Consider the following 26841-nt stretch of genomic DNA (forward strand, 5'->3'; position numbering starts at 1 on the left):
GGGCAGGGCTATGTCTATCCCTTATTCTGCTACAATCCTTGGCCTGCAGGGCCTAAGTTTGTCGGCGGATGAGGCGCAGTTTTTTCGCGCGGCCAACCCTTGGGGATTTATTCTTTTTGCGCGCAACATTGATACCCCCGACCAACTGCGGGCCTTAACCGATAGCTTGCGCGATTGTGTTGGGTGGGATGCGCCCATTTTGATTGACCAAGAGGGCGGGCGTGTGCAGCGCATGGGGCCACCGCATTGGCGGCACTGGACACCGCCCCTTGATATGATCGCAGGCCGTGACCCGCACTCGGCTGCACGCGCCTTATATTTGCGCGCGGCCTATATTGGGCTTGAGATGCGTGCCGTGGGGCTTGACGTTAATTGCGCGCCTTTGGCGGATGTTGCGCGGCCTGAAACTCATGCGGTGTTAAAAAATCGCCTTTACGGGTTTCAGCCTGACACAGTTGCAACCTTTGCCCGTGCCTATGCCCAAGGGTTGATGGATGCGGGCGTGGCCCCGATTTTGAAACATCTGCCCGGATATGGGCTTGGTCAGGTGGATAGCCATCTAAGCTGCCCCCGTGTCAGTGCCGCGCTCAGTGAATTGGAGGCGGTTGATTTCGCGGCCTTTCGGCCCCTGATTGATCTGCCAATGGGGATGAGCGCGCATATCATATATGAGGCACTTGACCCCGACCTGCCTGCAACCCTGTCCCCTGTTCTGATGCGGATGATCCGCGAGGATATTGGGTATCAAGGGTTGATGATGACCGATGATATCTCGATGGGGGCGCTTGGGGGTAGTTTGGAAGAACGCAGCACACAGGCCCGCGCGGCGGGCTGTGATGTGATTTTGCATTGCAACGGCAAGCTTCCCGAAATGGAGGAGGTCGTTGCCCATTCTGGTCTTTTGGATGGGATCGCGGCAAAACGCGCGCAGGCTGCACTTTTGGCCCGCAAATCCGCGACATCGCTTGACTTATATGCGATAGATGCCGAACTTCGTAGCCTAAGCGAAAAAGGCCCAATATGAGCGATACACCTGCGCTGCCCCCTGAGGCGGCAAATGACAATCTTCTCGCCGATCCTGGTGAGTGGGATAGCGTGGCCGAACGCCGCGCGGCCGAGGCGTTGATTGTCGATGTCGATGGGTTTGAAGGGCCGCTTGACCTATTGCTGACATTGTCGCGCACGCAAAAGGTGGATTTGCGCAAAATATCGGTGTTGCGATTGGCCGAACAATATTTGGCCTTCGTGGAAGAAGCGCGCAAATTACGGATTGAATTGGCAGCGGATTACTTGGTTATGGCCGCATGGTTGGCCTATCTCAAATCGCGGCTCTTATTGCCGCCTGATCCCGAAGAAGAGGGCCCATCAGGCGAAGAATTGGCGGCGCATTTGGCCTTCCAATTGGAGCGATTAAGCGCCATGCGCGAATGCGCGGCCAAGTTGATGGCGCGGGATCGTTTGGGACGGGATCGTTTCGTGCGTGGCATTCCCGAGGCCGTTACCCATGCCCGCAAGGTCAAATATACCGCAAACCTTCTTGATTTGATGCAAGGTTATGCGCGGATAAGAACCCGTGATGATTTTCGCCCCTTTGTCATGGATCGCGATAGCGTCTTTACAATGGAGCAAGCCCTAGAGCGGATGCGTGGCCTGATCGGATATGCGGGCGAGTGGACGGATATTTTGACCTATCTGCCCGATGGGTGGGGCATGGATCCGAAAAAACGCCGCTCTGCCACCGCAGCCACATTTGCGGCGAGTTTGGAATTGGTAAAGGCGGGAAAATTGGTCATTCGCCAAGCGGAAACATTCGCGCCAATTGAAGTGAAACGAAGGGATGATGAAAGATGAGCGGCGTGGCGGATACACCTGAAACTTCCCCCGAAACACCTGCTGAAGCACCCTCAAACACGCCTGAGAAGAGCCTGTTTCAAGCGCCCCCTTTGGCAGAACAGGAACGCATGATTGAGGCCTTGCTTTTTGCCAGTGCCGAGCCTGTCTCAATCCGCGAGATGGAAGCACGTCTTCCGCATGGTTGTGATCCTGCTGAAGCCTTGCAACTGCTGCGCCGCCGCTATGAGCGGCGCGGTGTGAATGTGGTCAAAGTGGGTGATGCATGGGCGATGCGCACCAGTTCTGATCTAGGGTTTCTGATGAGCCGCGAAACGGTCGAGACACGGAAGCTGTCGCGCGCGGCAATCGAAACCTTGGCAATCGTGGCCTATCATCAACCTGTGACACGCGCCGAGATCGAAGAAATCCGCGGCGTTTCTGTCAATCGGGGCACGATTGATCAATTGATTGAAATGGAATGGATCAAATTTGGCCGCCGCAAGATGACGCCAGGCCGGCCCGTCACATTCGTGGTAACGCCTGCATTTTTGGATCATTTCGGTTTAGAATCTGCCCGCGATTTGCCGGGCGTGAAGGAATTGCGCGATGCAGGGCTGCTCGACAATCGCCCACGCGGCTTGAACCTGTCTGAGGAGGGCGCAGAAGCCCCAGAGGAGGAGGGCGGTCTTCCCTTCGATATGGATGACGCAGATGAGGATGGCGCCTTGTTCGAGGATGACGCGCCCTGATTTTGCCCCAATATCCTGGTATCATCTCACATGGCCCGCGTTCTGCGGGTCTTGTTTTATGGGCTGCAATTGAGGGTGAGATGAGCAACCTTATTTCGGCACTGATCCGCATGGTGATGAGGCGGATAATTTGGCGTGGGGTGAATAATGCAACCGACCATGTCGCACGGCGAGGTACAGGGGGTGATCCTACACAGGCCCGTGCGACTGAGCGCCGTCTGCGCCAGACTACGGGTCTTATGCGGCGGTTCATGCGGTTCTGAATAAAAAAGGCGCAAGCAATGCTTGCACCTTTTTTGTTCGATTTCTGCTGCTTAGCAGGAGAAATACATCTTGTATTCCACGGGGTGTGGGGTGTGTTCGAAGGCATAGACCTCCTGCCACTTAAGCGCGGCATAGGCATCGATTTGATCCTTTGTAAACACATCGCCTTTGAGCAGGAAGTCGTGATCTTTTTCCAGCTCTTCCAATGCCTCGCGCAAGGATGCGCAAACAGTTGGGATTTCGGCCAATTCTTCTGGGGGCAGATCATACAGATCCTTGTCAGAAGGCTCACCTGGGTGGATTTTGTTCTGAATGCCGTCCAGACCCGCCATCAACAAGGCCGAGAAGGCCAAGTAGGGGTTTGCGGATGGATCAGGGAAGCGGGCCTCAACGCGCTTGGCTTTGGGGCTTTCTGTCCATGGAATTCGCACGCAGCCCGAACGGTTCCGTGCAGAATAAGCGCGTAGAACGGGGGCTTCGAAGCCGGGGATCAGACGCTTATAGCTGTTGGTCGATGGGTTGGTGAACGCGTTCAACGCTTTGGCGTGCTTGAGGATGCCACCGATGAAGTAAAGCGCCTCATCTGACAGATCCGCGTATTTGTCGCCTGCGAACAAGGGCTTGCCATCTTTCCAGATCGACATGTTCACATGCATCCCCGTGCCGTTATCGCCTGCCATAGGCTTGGGCATGAAGGTGGCTGTTTTGCCATAGGCATGGGCCACGTTCTGGATGATGTATTTATATTTCAGGATGTTGTCGCCCTGTTCGGTCAATGTCCCGAAAATCAGGCCCAATTCATGCTGACAGGTCGCCACTTCATGGTGATGCTTGTCCACTTTCATCCCGATGGATTTCATGGTCGACAGCATTTCAGAGCGCAGGTCTTGGGCTTCGTCAATTGGGTTCACAGGGAAATAGCCGCCCTTGTGGCCCGCGCGATGGCCCATATTGCCCATCTCGAACTCAGCATCTGTGTTCCATGCGGCTGCGACCGCGTCAATTTCGTAGCCCACTTTGTTTGGGGCGACCGAGTAACGCACATCATCAAAGATGAAGAATTCGGCCTCTGGGCCGAAATAGGCCACATCGCCAATCCCTGTGGATTTCAGATAGGCCTCTGCCTTCACGGCGGTGCCGCGTGGGTCACGCTCGTAAGGCTCGCCTGTGTCGGGCTCGACCACGTTACAATGCACGCACAGGGTTTTCTCTGCGTAGAACGGATCAATATAGGCGCTGTCTGTGTCTACCATCAATTTCATGTCGGAAGCTTCGATGCCTTTCCAACCAGAAATCGAGGAGCCGTCAAACATGAAGCCCTCATCGAGGAAATCTTCATCAACCAGATCAGACATCACGGTAACGTGCTGGATCTTGCCGCGCGGGTCTGTGAAACGAATATCGACATATGCGATGTCTTCGTCTTTGATCAGTTTAAGAACCTTGTCTTTGCTCATCGTGACCTTCCCTTACATTTTGGTCTTTGGGGAGTGAGATAGGGCCAAAGCGACCCTGGCTATTGTGGCCTCATGCCTTAGAGCGCGTCTTCACCAGACTCGCCTGTGCGGATGCGGATTGCTTGCTCGATGGTGGAGACGAAAATCTTACCGTCCCCAATCTTATCGGTCTTCGCCGCGTCAATGATCGCCTCAATCGCGCTATCGACCATATCATGGGAGAGAACAACTTCGATTTTTACCTTAGGCAAGAAATCAACCACATATTCCGCGCCGCGATAAAGCTCTGTATGACCTTTTTGACGGCCAAACCCTTTGACTTCGGTCACCGACAAACCTTGAATGCCGATTTCCTGAAGCGCTTCTTTCACTTCATCAAGCTTGAATGGTTTGATGATCGCTTCGATTTTTTTCATGTGGCCCTCGCCTTCCTGCGTGCATTGCGCCTTTCTGACACCATGTTGTGCGGGGCGGGGCAATCTGATTGCCCGCTCGCGCTGCTCTCTCTCAAGGGAAATTTGGCTACTTGCAACATATTTGTGCGCTGCGCACAAAATTTAATCAGTTTGAAAACTGTGGCTTTAGGCTGCGGCCTGATCGACCGAACGGGCAGCCTGTAGGATCAGCCCATTGGCAAAAATCTGGACATCGCGCGTAAAATGCAAGGCTAACAAGCGCGCCTGTGGCAGATTGCGATACCTAACGCCTCGCTGCCCGATGAAATCCCGCGCAAAGGCCATGTCACCTTGGCGTGTTTTCAACAATTGACTGGGAAAGAGATCAAAAGGCTGCGTCTGGTCAGAGCCAAGCGCATAGGCCTCAAGATACACCACGCACAGGGGTTGGGCGATATGCACAGGCATCAGTGCCTGAAGGGGCAGGGCGCCAATACTGGTGATGACACGATCCCCCACACAGAGATGTTCTGCAGGCATGGCCCCCTCAAGGGTAAGAATGGGCAAATCTGCCATAATGAGCTGCGTCTCAAGCGCGGGCTTTGCGTCATTTGGGCTTTGCACCAAATCACGCAACCCCATAAGCAGTGCAGGGCTAACGGGAATTGTCATTTGTTTTGCCCGCTTTTGCCTCTGTGGTGAGATAACATCAGAAATAAGGCGAAATTGTGGCGCGGCCTTTGGTGCGGGGCGATGTGGCCCTTAAGAAATTGCAAAAAGGGTAATTTTCCCCCTCGCACTCCGCAAAAGCCTCTGCTAAGGACAGCGCCGTTGCGGGTGTGGCGAAATTGGTAGACGCACCAGATTTAGGTTCTGGCGCCGCAAGGCGTGGGGGTTCAAGTCCCTCCACCCGCACCAAATCATGAAAATATAGAGATAGACATCAAGGTCTTAGTGGTTGATGCGCAAAGGTCATCCACCCTTGTATCCACCTTCCTTGCTGTGCGTCCCGCACGCGCGTGGCTGCATGTTTGCTCCCGCGCGCGTGCGCGTTGCTCCCAAGGTCTGAGCAATGTAGAGCTTCAGCAGGCCTATCTAGGTTTGTTTTACCTTAGCCAATGAAGAGAAAAATTGGCACCCCATGTTTGATGTGGCTGCTGATCGTATCTCCCGTAAAGTTCGTAACTGACAATAGCAGGCCCACCTGATGGTCCAAAGTTCCCTGCGACTGGTCCACGAAAGTTAACTTCTCGACCGTTAGACACCCATCGCGGATCAAGCGGACGAAAAACGCCCTCTCCCAAATTGATAGCAATCTGGGCAATCGCATCATCAAGATTGGAAGACCTCATGGCTGGGGAGCCTGAACGGGTTACCAGATCTAAATCTCCATCGCCATCTAAGTCGATAACCTGCGTCTCATCTGCAAATGGAATGTCTGCAAGAGGCGTTCTGTAGCCTTGGTTCCACATGCGTGATGCAGTTTGATCGACAAAAACACCAGGTTCTGCTTGCATTAAGATTTGCAAGAAATGGCCTCGCCACCATCCATCTCTAGTCGATTGGGTTAGTACGAGGTCTACAAGACCGTTACCGTCTAAATCAACACCGTCGGCATCGTTTGTAAAAGTGTAGTAACCCCATCTATTTGTAGGCAAATCGGTTTGAGTGCTGCCATTGAAAGTTCCGTTGCCTTCATTCCATAGAATGTGACTAACTACCTTATCATCATCCTGTTGTTGGTCGCATCGAAGCAAAAGTAATTCAGGAGCATTGTCATTGTTTAAATCAATCAAACGGAAGGTTGAGTACCTGTTGTCTGCTCTATTTTGGTATAAATGAATGAGGCTTGGGTTGGTTACGAAATCGGCGAGGTCACGTTTTTCAAAAACACCTTGCCCATTATTGAGAAGCACATAAGGTTCGTACCTATTTGAAGAAAAATGCGTTGCTACGACAATATCGATATCTCCGTCATTATCGATATCTCCATCATCTGCCCCGTGAGAAAAGTCCTCCATTTGAGGGATGTTCGTAGCGGTTACGTCTACTGGGCCGATAGGGGTTGATAGTACGAGCATGTTTTGCCCGCCAGGAAACGGATTTCGATCCAAACCATGATTGGCTATAAAAAAATCGTCTATGCCGTCACCATTGAAGTCTGCTATGACGGCCTCCCTTTCGTGGACCCCGGCCAAGTTATGAGGGCCATTAGAGAACTCAAGCTCCGCAACCAGACCTGGCTGATCAGAGAAGTCTAAAATTAAAAGCCGAGAGTTCTGATCTACTGGGACACTGTTATTAGAAAGGTCGCCAATATGCTGGCCTATTATCAGTTCATCGATGTTATCATTGTCGAAATCACCAGCCCCCAATACTAGCGTGCTTACGCCTGTACATTCTTGGCAATCGTAGTTGGAGCCACGTATATCGCTCGTAAATATTCTGCGTGTGTTTAAGGTATTGGGTGGAGTGATAATCTGAGTTTGATCATAGAATGGGTCTCCAAACCAGCTTTCCTCAACCTCCTGCATTAGGGCAAGCAATGTTTGGACAGATTTTTGTTCATTCGGATTTGCGTACTGATTAAAAAAAGCGTCAATTGCGCCTTCAGTTCGGCGACCCCATAATCCATCAGCTGCACCCGCGTTGAAACCGAGGTTGTTTAATTGCGATTGCACATTCTGTGTAAGTCCTCGGTCGGCTCTGAAGTCCGCGGACAAATCTTGTGTATGCGATGCAGACGCCATTGAACAAAAAAAGGCGGCTAAAGTAAGCCTATGGAGCGTGTAGGTAGGCATCGCGTTTCTGTCGCCCAATGTTGGAATAATTTTTGGATTAAAGCATCACAGTTTAGCCTGTGTCAAATTATGGTGGCCCAACGTTTTGCGCGCGTGGCTGCGTGTTTGCTCCCGCCCGCGCGCGCGTTGCTCTCGTTTGTGTGTGGGCTGCATATAGGTGTCTGGACACGCGGGCAAGCAAGTTAGAATAGGGTTTGACAAGGTGGGGGTGAAGTCCCGCGTTGAGCTGCTTCCGCTCTTTATGGATGAGTTCATTGATATTGGCGCGACCAAGTAAGCAGCGCCCTAAGATGGCCATCAAGCCATGCGTTACTTTCACGCTCTGACTTTATCTCGCGCGGATGGCTAAAAGACCATGCCGCGCGAGAAGGTTTTGCGTTACTCGGTCGCCAAAGATTGCAGATAGGCGTAAAGGTTGCGGGCATCTTCCTCGCCACGCACACGGAACGACATCGCGCTGCGCGCGCCATTGTCGCCAAGTGCCTCGCGCAGATAGGCGGTCGGGTCTTGGACATAGGCCACAAAGGCCTCTTCATCCCAAACGTTGCCTGCCTCACTATAGGCTGCAAGGCTGGCGGAATAGCGGAACCCTTCGGCCGCCCCTGCAGGGCCGCCTGCCACGCCGTATAGGTTTGGCCCTGTTCGCCCATTACGCCCCGCAAGCGTGTCGCCTGCTGCGTTTTTAACCACATGGCACGCTATGCATTGGTTGAACGCGCGTTCACCCGCAGCGGCATCACCGCCTGCCCATGCTGCCCCGCCCGAAACTGCAAAGGCCAAGGTTGCGGCCAGTCCGATTTTTTGCGTCAAATCACTTACTCCCTTGTCAGTCATTATTGGCACGAATGACTGAAATTGACGCCGTCACAAGGCTAGTTTTGGCGTTGATTGATCTGATTTCAAGTCAGGCTTGCGCGACAAATTCCCGCAAACCCTGACGCCCCTCCCTTGCAGCATGGCTTGCAGGTCTTTAACGATAGCGCCAACAACCAGTGATAAGGGAGCGTGTTATGGGATCTGAGCCAAAATTTCACCCGCATGGACAGCATTTGATTGCAGGCCATTGGCGTGCAGGAGAGAGGCAGTTTGCCTCGGCCCCTGTGGATGGTCAGGGTCACGCGGTTTCAAAGGGCAGCGTCGTTTTGGTGGATCAGGCCGTTCAGGCCGCTGAAACTGCATTTTGGAATTATAGCGCCACATCCCGCGCAGCGCGCGCTGCATTTCTCAACAAAATCGCGGATGAGATTGAATCGCGCGGCGAGATGATCACCGATATTGGGGCCCGCGAAACGGGCCTGCCTGCCGCGCGCCTTGAGGGGGAGCGCGGTCGCACCACGGGCCAGTTGCGGATGTTTGCGGCGCATATCCTAAAAGAGGACTATCTTGATTTGCGCCATGATGCAGCCCTGCCTGATCGCGCGCCGTTGCCGCGCCCTGATTTGCGCTTGATGCAGCGGCCTGTTGGCCCTGTGGCCGTGTTTGGCGCTTCGAATTTCCCGCTCGCCTTTTCAACGGCTGGGGGCGATACGGCCAGCGCCTTGGCGGCAGGCTGCCCCGTGGTGGTCAAGGCGCATGAGGCGCACCCAGGAACGGCTGAAATCATCGCTGAGGCTATCTTGGTCGCGATCCGCGCCTGCGAAATGCCTGAGGGCGTGTTCAGCATGATTCATGGCGGGGCCTATGAGGTGGGCGGCGCGCTTGTGCAACATCCATTGATCAGCGCGGTTGGCTTTACGGGATCGCTCAAAGGCGGGCGCGCCTTGTTTGATCTTTGCGCAGCGCGCCCAACCCCAATTCCATTTTTTGGCGAATTGGGCAGCGTGAACCCGATGTTCTTGATGCCTGCCGCGATGGCCGCGCGTGGCGCGGCGATTGGCACGGCGTGGGCGGGGTCGCTGACCATGGGCGTGGGGCAGTTTTGTACCAATCCAGGGATTGCCGTGGTGATTGATGGGGCTGAGGCCGATGCATTCGTGGCCGCCGCAAGCGATGCGCTTTCTGCAACCGCGCCGCAAGTGATGCTAACCACAGGCATTGCCGAGGCCTATCGCAATGGGGTCAAAACCATCGGCGCCCAAAACGCGGTGCGTGAGATTTTGGGAACCATGTGCGACAACCGCGATGCAGCCCCCTATCTCTACGAGGTGAGCGGTGCAGATTGGTTGGCCAATGACACGCTTGGTCACGAGGTGTTTGGGCCAATGGGGATGGTTGTGCGCGCCCGCGATCTTGAACAGATGCGCGAAATTGCCCTCAGCCTTGAGGGGCAGTTGACCTGCACGTTGCATATGGATGACGGCGATCTGGCAGAGGCCCGCGCGTTCTTGCCGATCCTTGAGCGCAAAGCAGGCCGCGTTTTGGCCAATGGTTTCCCCACTGGGGTCGAAGTCTGCGATGCCATGGTGCATGGCGGGCCGTATCCAGCGTCTACAAATTTTGGGGCGACATCCGTGGGTTCTTTGGCGATCCGCCGCTTTTTGCGGCCTGTGTGCTATCAAAACATGCCTGAAGGTCTGTTGCCCAGTGAATTGGCAAAGTGAGGTTGGATCATGGGTGTGCATGCAAGCGCGATAACGACACAGCCAAATTTCCTAGGTGAGGGGCCTTTGTGGCATCCGTTGCGTGGCGAATTGCTGTGGTTCGATATCATGAACAAAACCCTGTTTGCGCTGAAAAATGGCGCTCAGCGCGAATATGGGTTCCCAGATTTGGTTTCGGCGGCGGGATGGGTTGATGAGACCCGTATCGTCATCGCCTCTGAACGCGCGCTTTTTGTGTTTGATTTGGACACAGGCACCGCCACGCCGTTGTGTGATCTTGAGGCAGATAACCCCGTGACACGCTCAAATGATGGCCGCGCGGATCATCAGGGCGGGTTCTGGATCGGGACGATGGGCAAGAGTTTCGAAGAGGGGGCAGGAGCGATTTATCGCTACTATAAGGGCGAGTTGCGTAAATTATTCGCCGCCGTGACCATACCCAATTCGATTTGTTTTTCGCCTGATGGCAAGACCGCTTATTTCTGCTCGACCCCAGATCAGCAGATTATGCAAGTCGGCCTTAATTCCGATGGATGGCCCGATGGGCCAATTTCGGTCTTTCTTGATCTGCAAGGGGAGGATTTGAACCCTGACGGGTCTGTGGTGGATGCCGAAGGCTATGTTTGGAATGCGCAATGGGGCAGTGGCCGTGTTGCGCGATATGCCCCCGATGGCAGGCTTGAGCGCGTGGTCACGCTTGACGGGCGGCATTCCAGTTGCCCCGCCTTTGGTGGGCCTGATCTTCAAGACCTCTACATCACCTCCGCACAGGAGGGGATGGAAGCGGCTGATGCGCCGCAAGGATTGCTTTATCATGCACGGCTTGAGGTCAAAGGCGTGGCTGAACCACGGGTTATTTTGCCCTAATTTATGTGAATGCCGGGGCCAAGCGCCGCTTGGCCCGCATTTCGGGGTTGAACGCCCCTCTGCCTGTCAATAGTAAGGCGCAAATTCCCTTTTTGCGGGTCGCCTTTGGGTGACCACCGTTTTCGATTGCGAGGAAAGCAGATGAACGTCACGGAAACCCTAAACGAAGGCCTAAAGCGCGCCTATGAAATCACCATCACGGGTGCGGAACTTGAAGCCAAGGTCAATGAGAAACTGGTCGAAGCGCAGCCTGAGATTGAGATGAAAGGCTTTCGCAAGGGGAAAGTGCCGATGGCGCTTTTGAAAAAGCAATTCGGCCCCCGTGTCATGGGCGAAGCGATGCAAGACGCTGTTGATAGCGCGATGCAAAACCACCTTGAAACATCTGGCGACCGCCCTGCGATGCAGCCTGAGGTCAAGATGGTGAACGAGGATTGGAAAGAAGGCGATGATGTCATCGTCTCGATGGCCTATGAGCGTCTGCCAGAAATCCCCGATGTGGATTACAAGAAGCTGAAGCTTGAGCGCATGGTTGTGCCTGCATCAGACAAAGAGATTGCCGAGACACTGGCGAAACTGGCTGAGACAGCCCAGAATTTCGAAACCAAAAAGGGCAAAGCTGCCAAGGATGATCAGGTCGTCTTTGATTTCGTAGGCAAGGTCGATGGCGAGGCGTTTGAAGGCGGCAGCGCCGAAGATTACCCACTTGTTTTGGGTTCGAATAGCTTCATCCCAGGGTTCGAAGATCAGTTGATCGGCGTAAAAGCGGGCGAAGAAAAGCAGGTTTCTGTAACCTTCCCTGAGGAATACGGCGCTGAGCATCTGGCAGGGAAAGCAGCGACTTTTGATTGCACGATCAAAGAGGTCAAAAAGCCCGTTCCTGCGGCGATTGATGATGAGCTTGCCAAGAAATACGGCGCAGAAAGCCTTGATGCCCTGAAGGGTCAGGTGTCGGAGCGTTTGCAGGCTGAATATGCAGGGGCCGCGCGCCAGATCACCAAGCGCGCTTTGCTCGATCAGTTGGACAAGCAGGTTAAGTTTGATCTGCCCCCAAGCCTTGTCGAGGCAGAAGCCGCGCAGATCGCGCATCAACTTTGGCATGAAGAAAACCCTGAGCATCAGGGCCATGATCATGGTGAGATCAAACCGACCAAAGAGCACACAAAACTGGCCGAGCGCCGCGTGAAGTTGGGCTTGCTCTTGGCTGAACTGGGTCAGAAGAACGAGGTTCAAGTGACCGATGCGGAATTCACCCAAGCGGTCATGAATCAAGCGCGTCAATACTCCGGTCAAGAGCGCGCCTTCTTTGAATTTATTCAGAAAAATCAGCAAGCGCAACAGCAGCTTCGCGCACCATTGTTCGAGGATAAGGTCGTTGACTATATCTTTGAGCAGGCTGAAGTGAAGGATGTTGAAACCACCAAAGCCAAGCTCGAAAAAGCTGTTGAGGCCTTGGACGAAGAATAATCTTCCAAAGACTTAGTGCAGCATCACGAAAGGCCCCCAATGAAGATTGGGGGCTTTTTTGTGGTGTTTTGGGGATTTCGGCGTAAGCTAGAGACGGGGTGCAATGCACATATGGGTCGCGCGTGCCTTTCGCGACTTGGAGATAAGCCAACAAAATGAGGTACGAAGTCATGCTACGCGTTTTACTACCAGCCTGTGCCGTGTTGTTTGTGTCTGTGGTCACGGCAGCCGCCTGTCCAACCTTTGCCAAAAGCGGCACTTATCTGAGCTTTACCGGGGATCAGCTTTATTCACCGCAAAGCTATTCGACCATGGCAACGGGCGGGGCGATGCTCAGCAATTGCGGCATATCTGGTGCAGGATCGGTCTCGACAAGCCCGCAATATACGTTGAACCTGTCAGGCATGCAGGGTTATGATCTTGAGATCCAAGTGAACAGCAGTTGCGATGCTACGCTACTTGTGAATTCAGCTAATGGCATTTGGTATTTTGACGATGACAGCAACGGCAATCTTGATCCGATGCTGCGCATTTCGGGCAGCGATGCGCTGAATGGGCAGGTGGATGTCTGGGTTGGCACCTTAGGGTCAAATTGTTCGGCTACGATTGAATTTGAAACATGGACGGCGAGCACCGCCGCGCCAAGCAATTCGGGCAGTTGTCCGACCATCGGCCTTACAGGGCCAAGCTATGGTTTGAACGGGCCGCAGCTATACTCACCCACCAATTTCTCTGCATCGGCCTATGGCAGCGGCGAGATTTCTGGGTGTGGTTTGCCTGGTCATGGCTGGTTCACGCCTGCACCGCAATTTTCCTTCAACCTCAGCCAGATGCAGGGGTATCGGTTGGAATTGCAGGTCAATGCGAGCTGCGACACTGTGATGTTGGTCAATACCGCAGATGGAACATGGCTGTTTGATGATGACAGCAATGGCAACCTTGATCCTTTGGTCAATGTCTATGGGCCATCGGCGCTAAATGGGCGTGTTGATGTTTGGCTTGGCACATATAATGGTCAAAGCTGCCCCGCCAATTTAGAATTGGAGACTTGGACGAACTGATCCAAGCGAAGGTGGTAAGCAGAAAAAACCGCGCCCTGCTTGGGGCGCGGTTTTCTTTTGGTTTGCAGCCTGAGAAACGCTTATGCGTTTTCTTCACCTTCGTCTGCTGCCTTTGCCGCAGGGGCGGGGGCATCTTCGTCATCGACCATCTGAGCTGCACCGATATCGTCAAAAAGTTCTGCAATTTCGAATTCTGCAGCAGCTTCTTCTTCGGCGGCCAGTTCTTGGATTGACTTACCAGAGGCTTGCAATTCTGCCTCTTCGGTCGAACGCGCCACGTTGAGGGTGATGGTCACATCTACCTCAGGGTGCAGAACGACAGACACAACGTGAAGGCCAAGCTCTTTGATCGGCGCGGTCAGGGCAACCTGCTTGCGATCAATGCTGAACCCTGCATCGGTGGCTGCATCAGCCGCGTCACGAGTGGTGACAGAGCCGTAAAGCGCACCAGAATCAGAGGCTGAGCGGATCACAACGAATTGCTGACCACCCAAGCGGGCTGCCAAATCCTCGGCTTCTTTCTTGGTCTCGAGGTTGCGCGCTTCAAGCTGGGCTTTTTGCGCTTCGAAAGCCTTGAGGTTGTTGTCATTTGCACGCATCGCCTTGCGCTTTGGCAAGAGATAGTTGCGCGCATAGCCGTCTTTTACCGAAACGACATCGCCCATCTGGCCAAGTTTGGCCACGCGTTCAAGAAGGATCACATCCATATCGGTTTCTCCTTACTTCACTGCATAGGGCAACAGCGCGAGGAAACGAGCGCGCTTGATGGCCTGTGCCAGCTTGCGCTGGTTTTTTGCGGATACGGCAGTGATACGTGCAGGCACGATCTTGCCACGCTCAGAGATATAACGCTGAAGCAAGCGCACATCTTTGTAATCGATTTTTGGCGCGTCTTCCCCGTCAAACGGGTCGGACTTGCGGCGGCGGAAAAACGGTTTTGCTGCCATGCTTCTATCCTTCCCTTAAATTAACGGCGCTCGCGGCGTTCGCCGCGTTCTTCGCGTTTTTGCATTTGAACCGAAGGGCCTTCTTCGTGGGCGTCAACCTTGATGGTCAAGACGCGCATCACGTCATCATGCAAGCGCATCAAACGCTCCATTTCATGCACGGCGGTCGATGGGGCATCGCTGCGCAAGAAGGCATAATGGCCTTTGCGGTTCTTGTTGATTTTGTAGGCCATGGTCTTGATACCCCAATATTCGGCATCAACCACGGAACCACCATTGTCCTTGAGGACGGTGCTGAAATGCTCGATCAAGCTTTCAGCTTGCGCGTTGGATAAGTCCTGACGCGAGATCATAACATGCTCGTAAAGGGGCATGTGAACTCCGATACTGTTCGGGCGCGTTTCAAAGACCGATGCGTTCCACTTTCGCCCCATCAGTCACGAGGGATCACGCCGTTTCATTTATAATAGGCGAAAGTTGCCTGCCTTATACACAGATCACGGCAGGGTGCAAGCTGTAGCGGTCTCGCCGTAAAATCAGGGTAAAATTGCGGTTATGAATTGCCCTTGCCCCCTATATCTTGTAGCCATAACCCCAAGACAAACAAGTGGGAGAGGCAATATGAGCCGTGCTTTTATCTTTCCGGGCCAAGGGGCGCAGACCATTGGAATGGGTCGTGATTTGGCTGAAACCTATGCCGCGGCGCGCGCGGTGTTTGAAGAGGTGGATGAAGCACTGGGTCAAAACCTGTCGCATTTGATTTGGGAGGGGGATCAGGACGAATTGACCCTGACCGCCAATGCGCAACCTGCGTTGATGGCAACGTCCATGGCGGCTGTGCGCGCGCTTGAGGCCGAAGGGTTTGCCCTGAAAGATCACGTAAGTTTTGTGGCGGGGCATTCTTTGGGCGAATATTCCGCGCTTTGTGCGGCAGCTAGCCTGTCGGTGGCGGATACTGCCAAGTTGTTGCGCATTCGTGGCGATGCAATGCAAAAAGCTACGCCAAAAGGGCAGGGCGCGATGGCCGCAATCTTGGGCCTAGATTTTGATACGGTTGCGGATTTGGCCTCTGACGCGGCTGAAGGGGATGTTTGCCAAGCGGCCAATGACAATGACCCCGCGCAAGTTGTGATTTCGGGTCATGCGGCGGCGGTAGAGCGCGCCGTTGAGCTTGCCAAAGCACGCGGGGCCAAGCGCGCTGTGATGCTGCCTGTCTCTGCCCCCTTTCATTGCGCGCTGATGCAACCTGCGGCCGATGCAATGGCGGATGCGTTGGCAAGTGTCACGTTAAACGCGCCTGTTGTGCCATTGGTCGGCAACGTGATGGCGGGGCCAAGCGATGACCCCGCACTGATCCGCGACAATCTGATTACGCAGGTCACAGGCCGCGTGCGGTGGCGCGAATCCGTGATGTGGATGGCGCAAAATGATGTGACCGAGGCGTGGGAGGTTGGCGCGGGCAAAGCGCTGTCTGGGATGGTCAAGCGCATTGCCCGCGAGATGGAGACAAAAGCAATCGGAACGGCCGCGGATATTGCCGCGCTTAAGGGATAAGGACGGGCTTTATGTTTGATTTGACAGGAAAATCTTCGCTTGTGACGGGCGCATCTGGGGGGATCGGTGCGGATATTGCGCGCGCGCTGCACAGCGCGGGGGCAGTGGTCGCCCTATCTGGCACGCGGGTTGAGCCGCTTGAGGCCCTCGCCGCTGAACTGGGTGAGCGCAGCCATGTTCTGCCGTGCAATTTGTCCGATGCTGAGGCGGTTGAAGCCCTGCCAAAACAAGCCATCGAGGCCATGGGTGCGATGGATATTTTGGTCAATAATGCGGGCATCACACGCGATAACCTGTTCATGCGGATGTCAGACGAGGAATGGGCGCAGGTGTTGGAGGTTAATCTGACATCAACCATGCGGCTGTGCCGCGGCGCGTTGCGCGGTATGATGAAATCGCGTTGGGGTCGGATCATCAATATCAGCTCTATCGTGGGGGCAACGGGCAATCCAGGGCAGGGGAATTATGCAGCTGCGAAAGCGGGCATGGTGGGTATGTCAAAAAGCCTTGCCTATGAGGTGGCGAGCCGTGGCGTGACTGTGAACTGTGTCGCGCCAGGCTTCATTGCAACACCGATGACAGATAAGCTGAATGATGATCAAAAAGCGGCCATCAATGTAAAAATTCCCGCAGGGCGGATGGGAACACCCGAGGAGATCGCGGCAGCCGTGCTGTATCTGGCATCAAATGAAGCGGGATATGTTACAGGGGCCACGTTGCATGTGAATGGCGGCATGGCGATGCTGTAACAGTTGTGCCGTTATGGTGGGATTGAGGCATTGCCTTATTTCGGAAACATGCTATAGCGGCGCTGATTTTCACCGAAAGGCTTTGCTTTTCGGCGCCTCTGGTTCTGGCATTTCTCTGGTTGAGTCGGTTAGGATCGGGATTGAGCGGCCAAAATCGGCCCAGTGAAACAGTGCAGGGGATAAACCCACGCACGAAATGGATGAGGAAAGAACATGAGCGATATCGCAGGTCGCGTGAAGAAAATTGTTGTCGAGCATCTGAGCGTAGATGAAGACAAAGTGACTGAAAACGCGTCTTTCATTGACGATCTGGGCGCGGATTCGCTCGATACAGTTGAGTTGGTAATGGCGTTCGAGGAAGAATTTGGCATCGAAATCCCCGATGATGCGGCGGAATCGATCCAGACTTTCGGCGATGCGGTCAAGTTCATCACTGACGCGCAATAAGTCATTCCCCCACAGTCCGCCTAGTTGCTGAGGGAAAGGTTTTGAAAACGGCATCGTTGCGGCGGTGCCGTTTTTTTTGCCAAAATGGCAAGGGAATCTGCCTGATTTCTGCGAGAGGGATTGCCCATCTTGGCACCCCTAGGCTATCAACGTGCAAGCTTTCGCGAAACGAGAGAAGGGCAGTGAAGATGCGGCGCGTTGTTGTGACAGGATTGGGACTGGTGACACCTCTGGCCACAGGGGTGGAGGAGACATGGTCGCGGCTTTTGGCGGGCCAATCAGGGGCGGGAACCATCACCCGTTTTGACGCAAGCCATCTGGCAACGACGTATGCCTGCGAAGTGAAGCGCGGCGATGGGTCGGATGGAACCTTTAACCCTGATCTTTACATGGAACCGAAAGAACAGCGCAAGGTGGATGAATTCATCCTCTATGGCGTTGCGGCGGCAGAGCAGGCCATCAAAGACGCAGGATGGGAGCCCGAAGATCGCGATGCGCTTGAGCGCACAGGTGTTATGATTGGGTCGGGCATCGGTGGCTTGGCCTCAATTGCGGAAACATCCATCACGCTTAAGGAGAAAGGGCCGCGCCGTGTATCGCCTTTCTTTGTGCCAGGTGCGCTGATCAACCTGATCTCTGGGCAAGTGTCGATCAAATATGGCTTTCGTGGGCCAAACCATGCGGTTGTAACGGCCTGTTCCACGGGCGCACATGCCATTGGGGACGCGGCGCGTCTGATCCAATGGGGCGATGCGGATGTGATGATAGCAGGCGGTTCAGAAAGCCCGATTTGTGAAATTGGTATTGCGGGCTTTAACGCGTGTAAGGCGTTGTCGACCAAGCGGGGCGATGAGCCGCAAAAAGCCAGCCGTCCATGGGATAGCGACAGTGACGGGTTCGTCATGGGCGAAGGCGCAGGCGTGGTTGTGTTGGAGGAATATGAACACGCCAAAGCGCGCGGCGCAAAAATCTACGCCGAAATTTTGGGCTATGGCCTGTCGGGTGATGCCCATCACATTACCGCCCCGCCGCCTGACCATGAAGGGGCCGAGCGCGCGATGCGTGCCGCGCTAAAGCGTGCAGGGTTGGCGCCGTCAGATGTGGATTACGTCAATGCGCATGGCACCTCGACCATGGCCGATACAATTGAATTGGGCGCGGTTGAGCGGTTGATGGGGGATCATGCGAAAAATCTGCTGATGTCCTCAACAAAATCCGCAACAGGGCATTTGTTGGGAGCAGCGGGCGCGATTGAGGCTATTTTCTCAATCTTGGCCATTCGTGACCAAATCGTCCCGCCAACAATTAACCTTGATACGCCTGCGGCAGAAACGGACATCAACCTTTGCGCCAATCAGGCTGTGAAGGGCGAGATCAATGTGGTGCAAAGCAATTCCTTTGGCTTTGGTGGGACAAATGCCTGTCTGATTATGGGGAAAGTCTGACACATGTGGAAAAGCGTGGCTGCGAATGCGTTCAGCCTGCTGATTGTGCTATGTATCGCCGTGGCTGGCGCGATCGGGTGGGGGCAGCGGGAATTTACCAAGGAAGGGCCGCTTGAGGGGCCGATTTTTTTTGAGGTGCCGCGTGGTGCGGGCCTGTCGCAAGTGGCGGCCCGTTTGGCCGAAGCGGGGGCTGTGACGCATCCTGCGATTTTTCGCTTAGGCGCAGAATATAGCGACATGGCAGGCGCTATTCGTGCAGGGTCGTTTGAAATCCCTGCGCGCGCCTCAATGGAGGAGATTTTAGGGGTTATCACCCAAAATGCCGCCCCCGTTTATCGTTACGTTGCAACCTATGTTCTGCGCATAGATGGCACGGGCGAGCAGCGTCTGGTCGAGCGGGTGCCTGGCACGGGCGAGGTCATTGAATTGGCTGAATTTACCTATGATGCGGAAATCCCAACAATTTATAGCGAGATCACCGAAAGCGGCGCAAGCATTGCCTATCGCGTGTCGATCCCAGAAGGTTTGACATCATGGCAGATTGTTGAAGGGGTGAAATCAGCTGAATTTCTAACCGGTGAGGTTGCGGAGATCCCTTCAGAAGGATTATTGGCCCCAGACACCTACGAGGCCACGCGTGGCATGGAGCGGGCGGAGCTGTTGGTTCAGATGCAAGCCCGCCAAGAGGCCATTTTGATGGAGGCGTGGGCCAATCGCGCAGAGAACCTGCCAATCAGCACGCCGCAAGAGGCGTTGATCTTGGCCTCGATCATAGAAAAAGAAACGGGGCAGGCCGAAGAGCGAGGGGTTGTTGCCAGTGTCTTTACCAATCGTTTGCGGCAGGGAATGCGTTTGCAGACTGACCCGACTGTGATTTACGGCGTCACAGAGGGGCAAGGTGTGTTGGGGCGCGGCTTGCGGCGAAGTGAGCTTGACCGCGTAACCCCCTGGAACACATATCAAATTGACGGCCTGCCACTAACACCGATTGCAAATCCAGGGCGCGCTTCTATTGAAGCGGCGTTGAACCCTGACGACACGAATTACATCTTTTTCGTGGCGGATGGCACAGGCGGCCACGCCTTTGCTGAAACATTGGCCGAGCATAACGGAAATGTCGCGCGCTGGCGCGGGATTGAGGCGGATGCACGAGCCAATTCTGGAAATTAACCGCGGTGCAGAACGAAACGGCAGGCGTCCGCACCTGCAGCAGCGCAAGCTTTTTCACGGCAGAAGACATCAGGACTGACGAGGCGGCGATAGAGCCGTTCAAAAACCGCGCAGTGCCAGTGGCACAAAAGACCCTATTTCTCCAGAACGCAGCATCGGGTTGGGGGTCACGGGATTGGTCACATCCACGCTCACGGGCACGCTGAGCACATGGGCGATTGGGGTCGCAGACGACCCCTTGCGATTTGGATCAGGCATATCTTTGGGTGTCAATTCATGGGTGAACGGGCCGCAAGCACCGCTTGATTATTGGTTACCAACTGCCCTTACCCTTACTGCAGAAGGCGGTGTTTTTTCAGCTGAAACGGTGCGATTGGTGGCGCATTACATCGAATTAAGCCTGCCCGATTGGGTCTAACCCGCCCCAAATTTTGAAAGCGCATTGGGTTTCCAAATATGCTATACCTGCTATATCGGCCGTCTGAATTGACGTGATGGAGGCAGAATATGGCCCAAACACACCCCAAACCATCTAAGCTGGATCCTGTATGGGATCGCATCTTGCGCGAGGCGGAGAAGGCTATTGTGGCCGAGCCTCTGCTGGGTGGTGTGATCCATGGCTGCGTGCTGCATCATAAATCGCTAGAGGCGGCATTGGCCTATCGGATGTCGCAGAAGCTGGCCTCAAGCGAGATGAGCGAACAAATCCTGCGTGAGATTGCAGATGAGGCCTATCGCAGCGACCCATCTCTTGGGGCAGCGGCCCGTGCGGATATTGTTGCCGTGACGGATCGCGACCCTGCCTGCCATCGTTTCATCCAACCGCTTCTCTATTTCAAAGGGTTTCAAGCGGTGCAGGCCTATCGTTTGGGTCATTGGCTGTGGCAGCAGGGACGGCGCGATTTTGCATATTTCATCCAAATGCGCACCTCTGAGCTATTCGGCGTGGATATCCATCCCAATGCGCGAATCGGGCAGGGGATCATGATCGACCACGCGCATTCTATCGTGATCGGTGAAACGGCCGTGGTCGGCGACAATGTGTCGATGCTACATTCGGTGACCTTAGGCGGCACAGGCAAAGAGGAAGAAGATCGGCATCCCAAAATTGGGGATGGCGTGTTGATCGGCGCCGGCGCCAAAGTTTTGGGCAATATCCGTGTTGGTCATTGCTCGCGCATTGCTGCTGGTTCTGTTGTCCTGCACGAGGTGCCTGATTGCACCACAGTTGCGGGGGTGCCTGCAAAGGTTGTGGGTGAGGCAGGATGCGCACAGCCCTCTATCAGCATGGATCAACTTTTACCGACTGGCAAAAACGAATAAGGAAAAGCCCGCCAAAATGGCGGGCTTTTTTCTTTATCAGCTTGCCGCGCGCGATTGGCGCTTACGCTCGTGCGGATCAAGGAAGCGCTTGCGCAAACGGATCGAATTCGGCGTCACTTCAACCAGTTCATCATCATCAACATAGGCGATGGCCTCTTCGAGGCTGAATTGAACATGCGGGGTCAGGCGCACTGCCTCATCAGAGCCAGAGGCGCGCACATTGGTCAATTTCTTGCCCTTAAGCGGGTTCACTTCTAGATCATTGTCGCGGCTATGTTCGCCAATGATCATGCCTTGATAGACCTTTTCCTGCGGGCCAATGAACATTCGGCCACGCTCTTCAAGGTTCCAAAGGGCATAGGCCACGGCCTCGCCATCTTCCATCGAGATCAAAACGCCTGCACGCCGACCGGGAATTGGCCCTTTATGGGGTGCCCATTCGTGAAAGACGCGGTTCAGCACGCCCGTGCCGCGCGTATCGGTCAAGAATTCCCCGTGATAGCCGATCAAACCACGCGATGGCACATGTGCCACGATACGGGTCTTGCCGCCATTCTGCTTCATCTCGACCAGATCGCCCTTGCGCGGGCCTGTGATTTTCTCAATCACCGCCCCTGCATATTCATCATCCACATCAACAGTCACTTCTTCGATGGGTTCGAGGCGTTGACCGCCTTCCTCACGGAACAAAACTTGCGGGCGGGAAATCGAGAGTTCAAATCCCTCGCGGCGCATGTTCTCGATCAAGACACCCATCTGCAATTCGCCGCGCCCTGCAACCTCAAACGCCTCACCGCCGGGTGTATCTGTCACCTTGATGGCCACATTCGATTCCGCCTCTTTCATCAGGCGTTCACGGATCACGCGGCTTTGCACCTTTTTGCCATCGCGGCCTGCAAGAGGGCTGTCATTGATGCCGAAGGTCACAGTAATCGTCGGAGGGTCAATCGGTTGCGCAGGGATAGCCTCGGTGACTTGGGGCGCGCAGATTGTATCTGCCACCGTGGCCTTGGTCATACCCGCAAGGGTCACAATATCCCCCGCTTCAGCTGCATCGATGGGTTGCTGGCCTAAGCCGCGGAAGGCCAAGATTTTGCTTACCCGAAAGCTTTCGATTTGGGTGCTATCACGTGACAGCGCCTTAACGGTTTCATTTGGCTTTAGCGTGCCGCTTTCAACGCGCCCTGTCAGGATGCGCCCAATAAACGGGTCAGAGCCAAGGGTTGTGGCCAGCATCCGAAACGGCGCGCTGCGTTCTGCAATCTGACTCGGGGCATGGACATGGCGCAACACCAATTCAAACAGCGCCGTCAAATCCTTGCGCGGCCCTTCTAACGATGTATCCGCCCAACCAGAGCGCCCCGATGCATAGAGATGCGGGAAATCAAGCTGCTCATCACTTGCCCCAAGCGAAGCAAACAGATCAAAACATTCGTTCAAGGCGCGATCAGGCTCGGCATCAGGTTTATCCACCTTGTTCAGCACAACAATGGGGCGCAGGCCTAGCGCCAACGCCTTGGATGTTACGAATTTCGTCTGTGGCATTGGCCCTTCTGCGGCATCCACCAACAACACCACGCCATCCACCATGCTCAAAATGCGCTCCACCTCACCGCCAAAATCGGCATGGCCTGGAGTGTCCACAATATTAATGCGCGCGCCATTCCATTCCACGCTGGTGGCTTTCGCCAGAATAGTGATCCCGCGCTCGCGCTCTAGGTCATTGCTGTCCATCGCGCGCTCAGCCACGGCTTGGTTCTCGCGGAAGGCGCCTGATTGCTTGAGCAGCTCATCAACAAGGGTTGTTTTGCCATGGTCAACATGGGCGATAATCGCGATATTGCGCAGTTCCATCGGAATTCCTTATCCGCAAAGGGGGAGAGTTTCGCAGGCCCATAACGGCAAAGCCCGACAAAAGCCAGACGCAAATGCGCGGGGCAGGGGTTGGTTGTGCAGGGATGTGGCGGAGAGATAGTCCGCAAATTTTGAAAATTTAAGCATCTGTTATTAAATAATAAATTGTAAAAATTTTGTGATTTGTAGACCCTTTTGTAGACCCTTTTTCTAAAACATCTTGGCATACAATGGGGCGTGTGGTTTATCAGTTTGGTATCAGCTTGTTGATATAAAACAGCACAATACGAGGTTTGGTTTACACATGTTAAAGAAACCCTTAGCCGCAGCTCGCTGAATGCGAATAGTTGTACAAGTGATATTTTAAGGAGTACGAACTTGGAGCCTTCGGTAGATCGGGAAGTATTTGAAGCTGCATTTTACGCAGTAGCAGATGGTATAGTTATAACAGATGCTGATTTTTCAGGAGGAGGCCCTCATATTTTATACGCAAATCCAGCGTTTACAAAGATCACAGGTTATGAGCTACACGAAGTAGTTGGTAAAAATCCGAACTTTCTGCAAGGGCGAAAAACCGACCGCCGAGTGCTGAAAAAATTGAAAGATGATCTTCTGAGTGGAAATCATTTTTTTGGTCAAGCATGGAACTACAAAAAAAATGGCACTCCATTTCTAATGCAATGGAGCATCGCCGGTGTGAAGAATAGTCAAGGCACCGTGAAGTACTATGTAGCAATTCAACGCGAGTCATCTGAGCGTGAGGCTATTATTGAATAGCTACGTCACCACTCAATTCATGATCAGTTAACTGCATTTTTTATAAGTATTATGATGCGGGTTCTAACACTCGCAGTTTGAGTGGGTTTTGTTACCGTGAGGACCGCTTTGCTGTAACAAAGCTAATACAGCTCTGTTACAGCTCTCCAAAAACCATGCTTGCTCCAAGCAGCCATGGGCAAACCAGATAAGCAATGACAGTTAGCCAAAAACGTATTGGCTCTTCACTACGATAAATGATTTTGCCCTGAAGGAAGTCGCTCCAGGTATATCCTTTGCCCCAAACCCAGCCTTTTGAAAGTGCAACGATGCCCATTACGAATATCACAATGAGGAACAGGAACATCGTGGTATAAAATAATATAAGCAAATATGTCATCCAAGAATAACATATAAGTTAATCACTGTAGTGTAGCGCATGCGAACTTTCTATGCTGACACTAGCGGATGAATACACAGATTTAACAGGCTATTCCCCCACCCCCTCAAAAGTTACTTTCACAATTTGTTTGAAGCGGGTAACGCAGCAGCGCGCCTTTTGCCTAGGTATAGACACTAATACGGCACTTTAATTTACAAGTTTATTGGAGAAACTGGAGCCGCTTTATCGGCCGACAAGCCCGTTATCCAAGGGGGGTGTTTTTAATGAGGCACAGGTCCGAGGTATGAGAGGCCTATAGCCACCGCCAGCTTTGTTTTACGACAGGCGCGTACTACGCAACTGTGAGAAAATCAGAAATTTAGACGACAGCTTTTGCATAATATATTTTGTGTTATGAGAGGGTTACGTAGCAAGGTGTTACAACGTCGGCCACTCTAGTCCACCGAAACGCTAATCACTTCGTCTTGTTCGAGGTCATATGTACACGAGGCTATTGAGTTCACCATCGCTCCAAATCCATTTTGCAACTTAACTTCTCTATCCACTAATCGCACAACACCAGTGTCGATGTAAGAAGTCCCATTGTAATAATTTGAAAATGGAGTGATGAGCCATCCACCCCAGTCAGGTTCACCAAACCTTGCTCGGCCCTCTACAGCTCTCATACAGGCGCAACGGATACGTATGACGCGTTGACTATTATTAATAAAATCTTCATTATCAATGCTCGCTTTCCAGTTAAAAGCACAGTCTTCGCTTCTCTCGAACGCTTCAGCCGTGTTACAGTCCAAATCATTTGCTTCCCGCTCGTCTGCAGCGCTCGAAAATCCACCCATCATCGACAGCTGTTTGTTTGCGCTTCGTCCAAGGGTCGCCTTTGTCTATTAAATCTGCAACGTCTTCCGCCATGCCCGCTGGCCAGGGGATGTTGGTTGCCCCTCCGATACGAATGAAGTCGGCCAAAATACCGCCTTCCTCGGGATCCTTGTACATTTTGTAAATGAATTGTAATTTTCTTGTTCTCTCATCCCGTGACATAATCAGCCCACCTCTGCAGTGCCTCGAGCCGCTGCTCCAGCAAGTCTGAACGCTGATAGGCAGCATCTAGGTATTTCGGTTGGTGTGCTTTGATAATCTTGCTGACCTGTTGGTCTATACCATTTTCCTCACACCATGTTCCGCAGGTCGCGCGGAACCCGTGTATTGTGATTTCGTCAAAGCGCTTTACTGCCACGAGCATAGCGTTTTCGCTGATAGGCTTATCAGCCACTCCAAGCGCAAACTTTTGATTGCTAGTCAGTCGCTTCAAGTCGTGGAGCATGCTCAAAATTGGCTCCGTTAGCGGCTGGCGGTGTTCCTTGCGCATTTTCATACGGCTTGCAGGTGTGGTCCACACGGCATTATCGAAGTCGATATGGCTCCACTCAATGAAACGTATCTCCTGACTACGTTTTGCCAGTAGCAAGGCCATAGCGATGCCTGTGCGTGTCTGCAGGCTCATTCTGGGGCGAGACATGAGCCACTGCCAGAACTCAGGAGCGCGTTCGTGGGGCAGGTGGGCCATGTGCTGAACGAAATGCCGAGACTTGGGCATTAACCTTGGCGAAGGTGTCGGGTTGTATTCCACCAACTCATCCGCAACGGCTAACTCAAATATGCGCTCGATATTGCTACGGATTTTTTTGCCGCTGGGTTCATGGTTGACCCAAATGTCACTCAAAGCCTCACGGATTTCCTTTTGCTTAATCTCATTTATTTGGCGCCGACCAAGCTTTGGAAACACGTGATCCCGTAGCTGCTGAATAACCTGTTTCTTGTATGGACCGTCAGACAGGCCATCGCGGAGGTGCGTTTCATACCAATGTGTAGCCACCTCCTCGAAGGTAGGGGTCTGTCCGCTGGCTGAGACCTTTTCAGCACGCACCAGTGATGAGAACTGAATTGGATCAAGGGTGAGGCTAAGCGCGTTTTTCACCGCTTCAGAATTGTACCCACCTTTTAGCATGGATTTGATTGCAGGCGTTATGTCGCGGGCCTCATTAGCCGTCACGTTTGGCCACTTACCGATGGTAATGTTCTGCCTTTTTCCATCAATTGCGACACGAGCAATCCACGTTACGGAACCATTTCCACGCGCTACGGCGTATAGATTTGGCGTCCCAGCAGGCTTCCAGCGGGTGTCTGGTGATTTCTGCAGTGCTTCTAAATCTTTATACGCGAGTGCCAATTTGTAGACCTTTTGTAGCCAAACATCATGGTTTGTAGGCCACATTATGGACTATATGGGCATCCTGAGACAAATAAAAAAAAATCAAAAAACACCAATATTTGTTGGTATTTTTCTTGTTTTCTTCTTTTCTTGTTTTCTTGAGTTTTGTGAAATGGGGTGTGGCGGAGAGACAGGGATTCGAACCCTGGGTGGAGTCACCCCCACAACGGTTTTCGAGACCGCCCCGTTCGACCACTCCGGCACCTCTCCGCGCTTTGGGTCAGGGTGGTGGGGGCATAGCGGCAGGCGGCAGGGCGCGCAAGGGGGTGTGGGCAGCTGCTTGCAAGATTTTTTGCGGCCTTGAATGCATAGCCCTATTTGCCATGATTTGCCGCTGACTTCACCTTGACAGTCAAACGCCCTTGGGGCATACGCAGTGCACAGGCCGCGCGAGGTGACTCGGGCGGTTTCTGATTTTTGTGATGAACGCCCTAAAATCAGGGTGCGCAGCCAGAGGCGCAAGTGGGTCAAACCCTTGCATCAACACCCC

29 protein-coding genes, 2 tRNA genes and 1 pseudogene are annotated in these 26841 nt (G+C 53.6%); 17 read left to right on the forward strand and 15 right to left on the reverse strand.

Annotated elements, in window-relative coordinates; all coding sequences use genetic code 11:
- Positions 1-10 precede the first annotated feature (10 nt).
- From AAC637_RS01965 to AAC637_RS01980, 4 genes are all read left to right on the forward strand, one after another.
- Positions 11-1024, forward strand: coding sequence for a glycoside hydrolase family 3 N-terminal domain-containing protein (locus tag AAC637_RS01965; protein WP_340302090.1), 1014 nt, complete (start codon positions 11-13; stop codon positions 1022-1024).
- Positions 1021-1851: a segregation and condensation protein A gene (locus AAC637_RS01970; RefSeq protein WP_340242689.1), complete on the forward strand. Its 831-nt coding sequence runs from the start codon at positions 1021-1023 to the stop codon at positions 1849-1851. Before AAC637_RS01965 ends, AAC637_RS01970 begins: the two co-directional genes overlap by 4 nt.
- Positions 1848-2582 carry an SMC-Scp complex subunit ScpB gene (scpB, locus tag AAC637_RS01975; RefSeq protein WP_340302091.1) on the forward strand — a complete coding sequence of 245 codons (735 nt, stop codon included), beginning with the start codon at positions 1848-1850 and terminating at the stop codon, positions 2580-2582. The genes AAC637_RS01970 and scpB overlap by 4 nt, the downstream gene beginning before the upstream one ends.
- A gap of 80 nt (positions 2583-2662) precedes the next feature.
- On the forward strand, positions 2663-2845 hold the full coding sequence (locus AAC637_RS01980) for a hypothetical protein (protein ID WP_340302092.1): 183 nt from the start codon (positions 2663-2665) through the stop codon (positions 2843-2845).
- A gap of 51 nt (positions 2846-2896) precedes the next feature.
- Here the strand turns inward: AAC637_RS01980 and glnA are convergent, their stop codons facing one another.
- The 3 genes from glnA to AAC637_RS01995 all read right to left on the reverse strand — a co-directional run bounded on the left by glnA (position 2897) and on the right by AAC637_RS01995 (position 5370).
- Positions 2897-4303, reverse strand: a complete 1407-nt coding sequence (gene glnA / locus AAC637_RS01985) for a type I glutamate--ammonia ligase (RefSeq protein ID WP_340242691.1) — start codon at positions 4301-4303, stop codon at positions 2897-2899.
- A gap of 77 nt (positions 4304-4380) precedes the next feature.
- On the reverse strand, positions 4381-4719 hold the full coding sequence (locus tag AAC637_RS01990) for a P-II family nitrogen regulator (protein ID WP_340302093.1): 339 nt from the start codon (positions 4717-4719) through the stop codon (positions 4381-4383).
- Positions 4720-4884: 165 nt separating this feature from the next.
- Positions 4885-5370 (reverse strand): hypothetical protein, encoded by a 486-nt coding sequence (locus AAC637_RS01995; protein ID WP_340302094.1) that lies wholly within the window; start codon positions 5368-5370, stop codon positions 4885-4887.
- A 161-nt stretch (positions 5371-5531) separates the two neighbouring features.
- Between AAC637_RS01995 and AAC637_RS02000 the strand changes: the two genes are divergently transcribed.
- Positions 5532-5616: transfer RNA gene (locus AAC637_RS02000), tRNA-Leu, on the forward strand.
- A 188-nt stretch (positions 5617-5804) separates the two neighbouring features.
- Here the strand turns inward: AAC637_RS02000 and AAC637_RS02005 are convergent.
- Together AAC637_RS02005 and AAC637_RS02010 are read right to left on the reverse strand one after the other, a co-directional pair.
- Positions 5805-7379, reverse strand: a complete 1575-nt coding sequence (locus AAC637_RS02005; RefSeq protein ID WP_340302095.1) for an FG-GAP-like repeat-containing protein — start codon at positions 7377-7379, stop codon at positions 5805-5807.
- A 498-nt stretch (positions 7380-7877) separates the two neighbouring features.
- Entirely contained in the window at positions 7878-8333 is a 456-nt protein-coding gene (locus AAC637_RS02010) for a c-type cytochrome (RefSeq protein ID WP_340302096.1), read from the reverse strand.
- A gap of 176 nt (positions 8334-8509) precedes the next feature.
- On the opposite strand from AAC637_RS02010, the gene AAC637_RS02015 reads away from it, so the two are divergent.
- The 4 genes from AAC637_RS02015 (at position 8510) to AAC637_RS02030 (ending at position 13434) form a co-directional block, all read left to right on the forward strand.
- Positions 8510-10039, forward strand: a complete 1530-nt coding sequence (locus AAC637_RS02015) for an aldehyde dehydrogenase (NADP(+)) (protein ID WP_340302097.1) — start codon at positions 8510-8512, stop codon at positions 10037-10039.
- Between the two features lie 9 nt (positions 10040-10048).
- Positions 10049-10906: an SMP-30/gluconolactonase/LRE family protein gene (locus AAC637_RS02020; RefSeq protein WP_340302098.1), complete on the forward strand. Its 858-nt coding sequence runs from the start codon at positions 10049-10051 to the stop codon at positions 10904-10906.
- 141 nt (positions 10907-11047) lie between these two features.
- On the forward strand, positions 11048-12373 hold the full coding sequence (gene tig / locus AAC637_RS02025; RefSeq protein WP_340302099.1) for a trigger factor: 1326 nt from the start codon (positions 11048-11050) through the stop codon (positions 12371-12373).
- A gap of 155 nt (positions 12374-12528) precedes the next feature.
- Positions 12529-13434, forward strand: a complete 906-nt coding sequence (locus tag AAC637_RS02030; protein WP_340302100.1) for a hypothetical protein — start codon at positions 12529-12531, stop codon at positions 13432-13434.
- Between the two features lie 80 nt (positions 13435-13514).
- On the opposite strand, the gene rplI is transcribed toward AAC637_RS02030, so the two are convergent.
- From rplI to rpsF, 3 genes are read right to left on the reverse strand one after another with little or no spacing between them, the layout of a single operon-like run.
- Positions 13515-14141, reverse strand: coding sequence for a 50S ribosomal protein L9 (gene rplI / locus AAC637_RS02035; protein ID WP_340302101.1), 627 nt, complete (start codon positions 14139-14141; stop codon positions 13515-13517).
- A gap of 12 nt (positions 14142-14153) precedes the next feature.
- A complete protein-coding gene (gene rpsR, locus AAC637_RS02040; protein ID WP_213675305.1) occupies positions 14154-14381 on the reverse strand; it encodes a 30S ribosomal protein S18 in 228 nt (75 codons plus the stop codon).
- A gap of 20 nt (positions 14382-14401) precedes the next feature.
- The gene (gene rpsF / locus AAC637_RS02045) at positions 14402-14755 is read right to left on the reverse strand and encodes a 30S ribosomal protein S6 (RefSeq protein WP_340302102.1); all 354 of its coding nucleotides are present in this window, start codon (positions 14753-14755) and stop codon (positions 14402-14404) included.
- 247 nt (positions 14756-15002) lie between these two features.
- On the opposite strand from rpsF, the gene fabD reads away from it, so the two are divergent.
- From fabD to mltG, 5 genes are all read left to right on the forward strand, one after another.
- Positions 15003-15935 (forward strand): ACP S-malonyltransferase, encoded by a 933-nt coding sequence (fabD, locus tag AAC637_RS02050; protein WP_340302103.1) that lies wholly within the window; start codon positions 15003-15005, stop codon positions 15933-15935.
- Positions 15936-15946: 11 nt separating this feature from the next.
- The gene (fabG, locus tag AAC637_RS02055) at positions 15947-16684 is read left to right on the forward strand and encodes a 3-oxoacyl-[acyl-carrier-protein] reductase (protein ID WP_340302104.1); all 738 of its coding nucleotides are present in this window, start codon (positions 15947-15949) and stop codon (positions 16682-16684) included.
- 213 nt (positions 16685-16897) lie between these two features.
- Positions 16898-17131, forward strand: a complete 234-nt coding sequence (locus tag AAC637_RS02060; RefSeq protein WP_340302105.1) for an acyl carrier protein — start codon at positions 16898-16900, stop codon at positions 17129-17131.
- A 188-nt stretch (positions 17132-17319) separates the two neighbouring features.
- A complete protein-coding gene (fabF, locus tag AAC637_RS02065; protein ID WP_340302106.1) occupies positions 17320-18576 on the forward strand; it encodes a beta-ketoacyl-ACP synthase II in 1257 nt (418 codons plus the stop codon).
- Between the two features lie 3 nt (positions 18577-18579).
- Complete coding sequence (gene mltG / locus AAC637_RS02070; protein WP_340302107.1) at positions 18580-19746, forward strand: endolytic transglycosylase MltG; 1167 nt, start codon at positions 18580-18582, stop codon at positions 19744-19746.
- On the opposite strand, the pseudogene AAC637_RS12665 reads toward mltG, so the two are convergent.
- Positions 19743-19874 (reverse strand): annotated as a pseudogene (locus tag AAC637_RS12665) (V4R domain-containing protein); the annotation flags it as partial. The gene mltG and the pseudogene AAC637_RS12665 sit on opposite strands and share 4 nt — an antisense overlap.
- A 47-nt stretch (positions 19875-19921) precedes the next feature.
- Between AAC637_RS12665 and AAC637_RS02075 the strand changes: the two are divergent.
- Both AAC637_RS02075 and cysE read left to right on the forward strand, forming a co-directional pair.
- Positions 19922-20164 (forward strand): hypothetical protein, encoded by a 243-nt coding sequence (locus AAC637_RS02075; protein WP_340302108.1) that lies wholly within the window; start codon positions 19922-19924, stop codon positions 20162-20164.
- 89 nt (positions 20165-20253) lie between these two features.
- Entirely contained in the window at positions 20254-21069 is an 816-nt protein-coding gene (gene cysE / locus AAC637_RS02080; protein WP_340302109.1) for a serine O-acetyltransferase, read from the forward strand.
- A gap of 36 nt (positions 21070-21105) precedes the next feature.
- On the opposite strand, the gene typA is transcribed toward cysE, so the two are convergent.
- Positions 21106-22923, reverse strand: coding sequence for a translational GTPase TypA (gene typA / locus AAC637_RS02085; protein ID WP_340302110.1), 1818 nt, complete (start codon positions 22921-22923; stop codon positions 21106-21108).
- 378 nt (positions 22924-23301) lie between these two features.
- Between typA and AAC637_RS02090 the strand changes: the two genes are divergently transcribed.
- Positions 23302-23700 carry a PAS domain-containing protein gene (locus AAC637_RS02090; protein ID WP_340302111.1) on the forward strand — a complete coding sequence of 133 codons (399 nt, stop codon included), beginning with the start codon at positions 23302-23304 and terminating at the stop codon, positions 23698-23700.
- A gap of 136 nt (positions 23701-23836) precedes the next feature.
- Here the strand turns inward: AAC637_RS02090 and AAC637_RS02095 are convergent, their stop codons facing one another.
- From AAC637_RS02095 to AAC637_RS02115, 5 genes are all read right to left on the reverse strand, one after another.
- Complete coding sequence (locus AAC637_RS02095; protein ID WP_340302112.1) at positions 23837-24046, reverse strand: hypothetical protein; 210 nt, start codon at positions 24044-24046, stop codon at positions 23837-23839.
- A 470-nt stretch (positions 24047-24516) separates the two neighbouring features.
- Positions 24517-24921: a hypothetical protein gene (locus tag AAC637_RS02100; RefSeq protein WP_340302113.1), complete on the reverse strand. Its 405-nt coding sequence runs from the start codon at positions 24919-24921 to the stop codon at positions 24517-24519.
- The gene (locus AAC637_RS02105) at positions 24875-25120 is read right to left on the reverse strand and encodes a hypothetical protein (RefSeq protein WP_340302114.1); all 246 of its coding nucleotides are present in this window, start codon (positions 25118-25120) and stop codon (positions 24875-24877) included. Before AAC637_RS02105 ends, AAC637_RS02100 begins: the two co-directional genes overlap by 47 nt.
- Positions 25107-26354, reverse strand: a complete 1248-nt coding sequence (locus AAC637_RS02110; RefSeq protein ID WP_340302115.1) for a tyrosine-type recombinase/integrase — start codon at positions 26352-26354, stop codon at positions 25107-25109. The genes AAC637_RS02105 and AAC637_RS02110 overlap by 14 nt, the downstream gene beginning before the upstream one ends.
- 117 nt (positions 26355-26471) lie before the next feature.
- Positions 26472-26561, reverse strand: a tRNA-Ser gene (locus tag AAC637_RS02115).
- Between the last annotated feature and the right edge of the window lie 280 nt (positions 26562-26841).

It is taken from the genome of Roseobacter sp. HKCCD7870, from assembly GCF_037830315.1.
Taxonomy (GTDB): domain Bacteria; phylum Pseudomonadota; class Alphaproteobacteria; order Rhodobacterales; family Rhodobacteraceae; genus M30B80.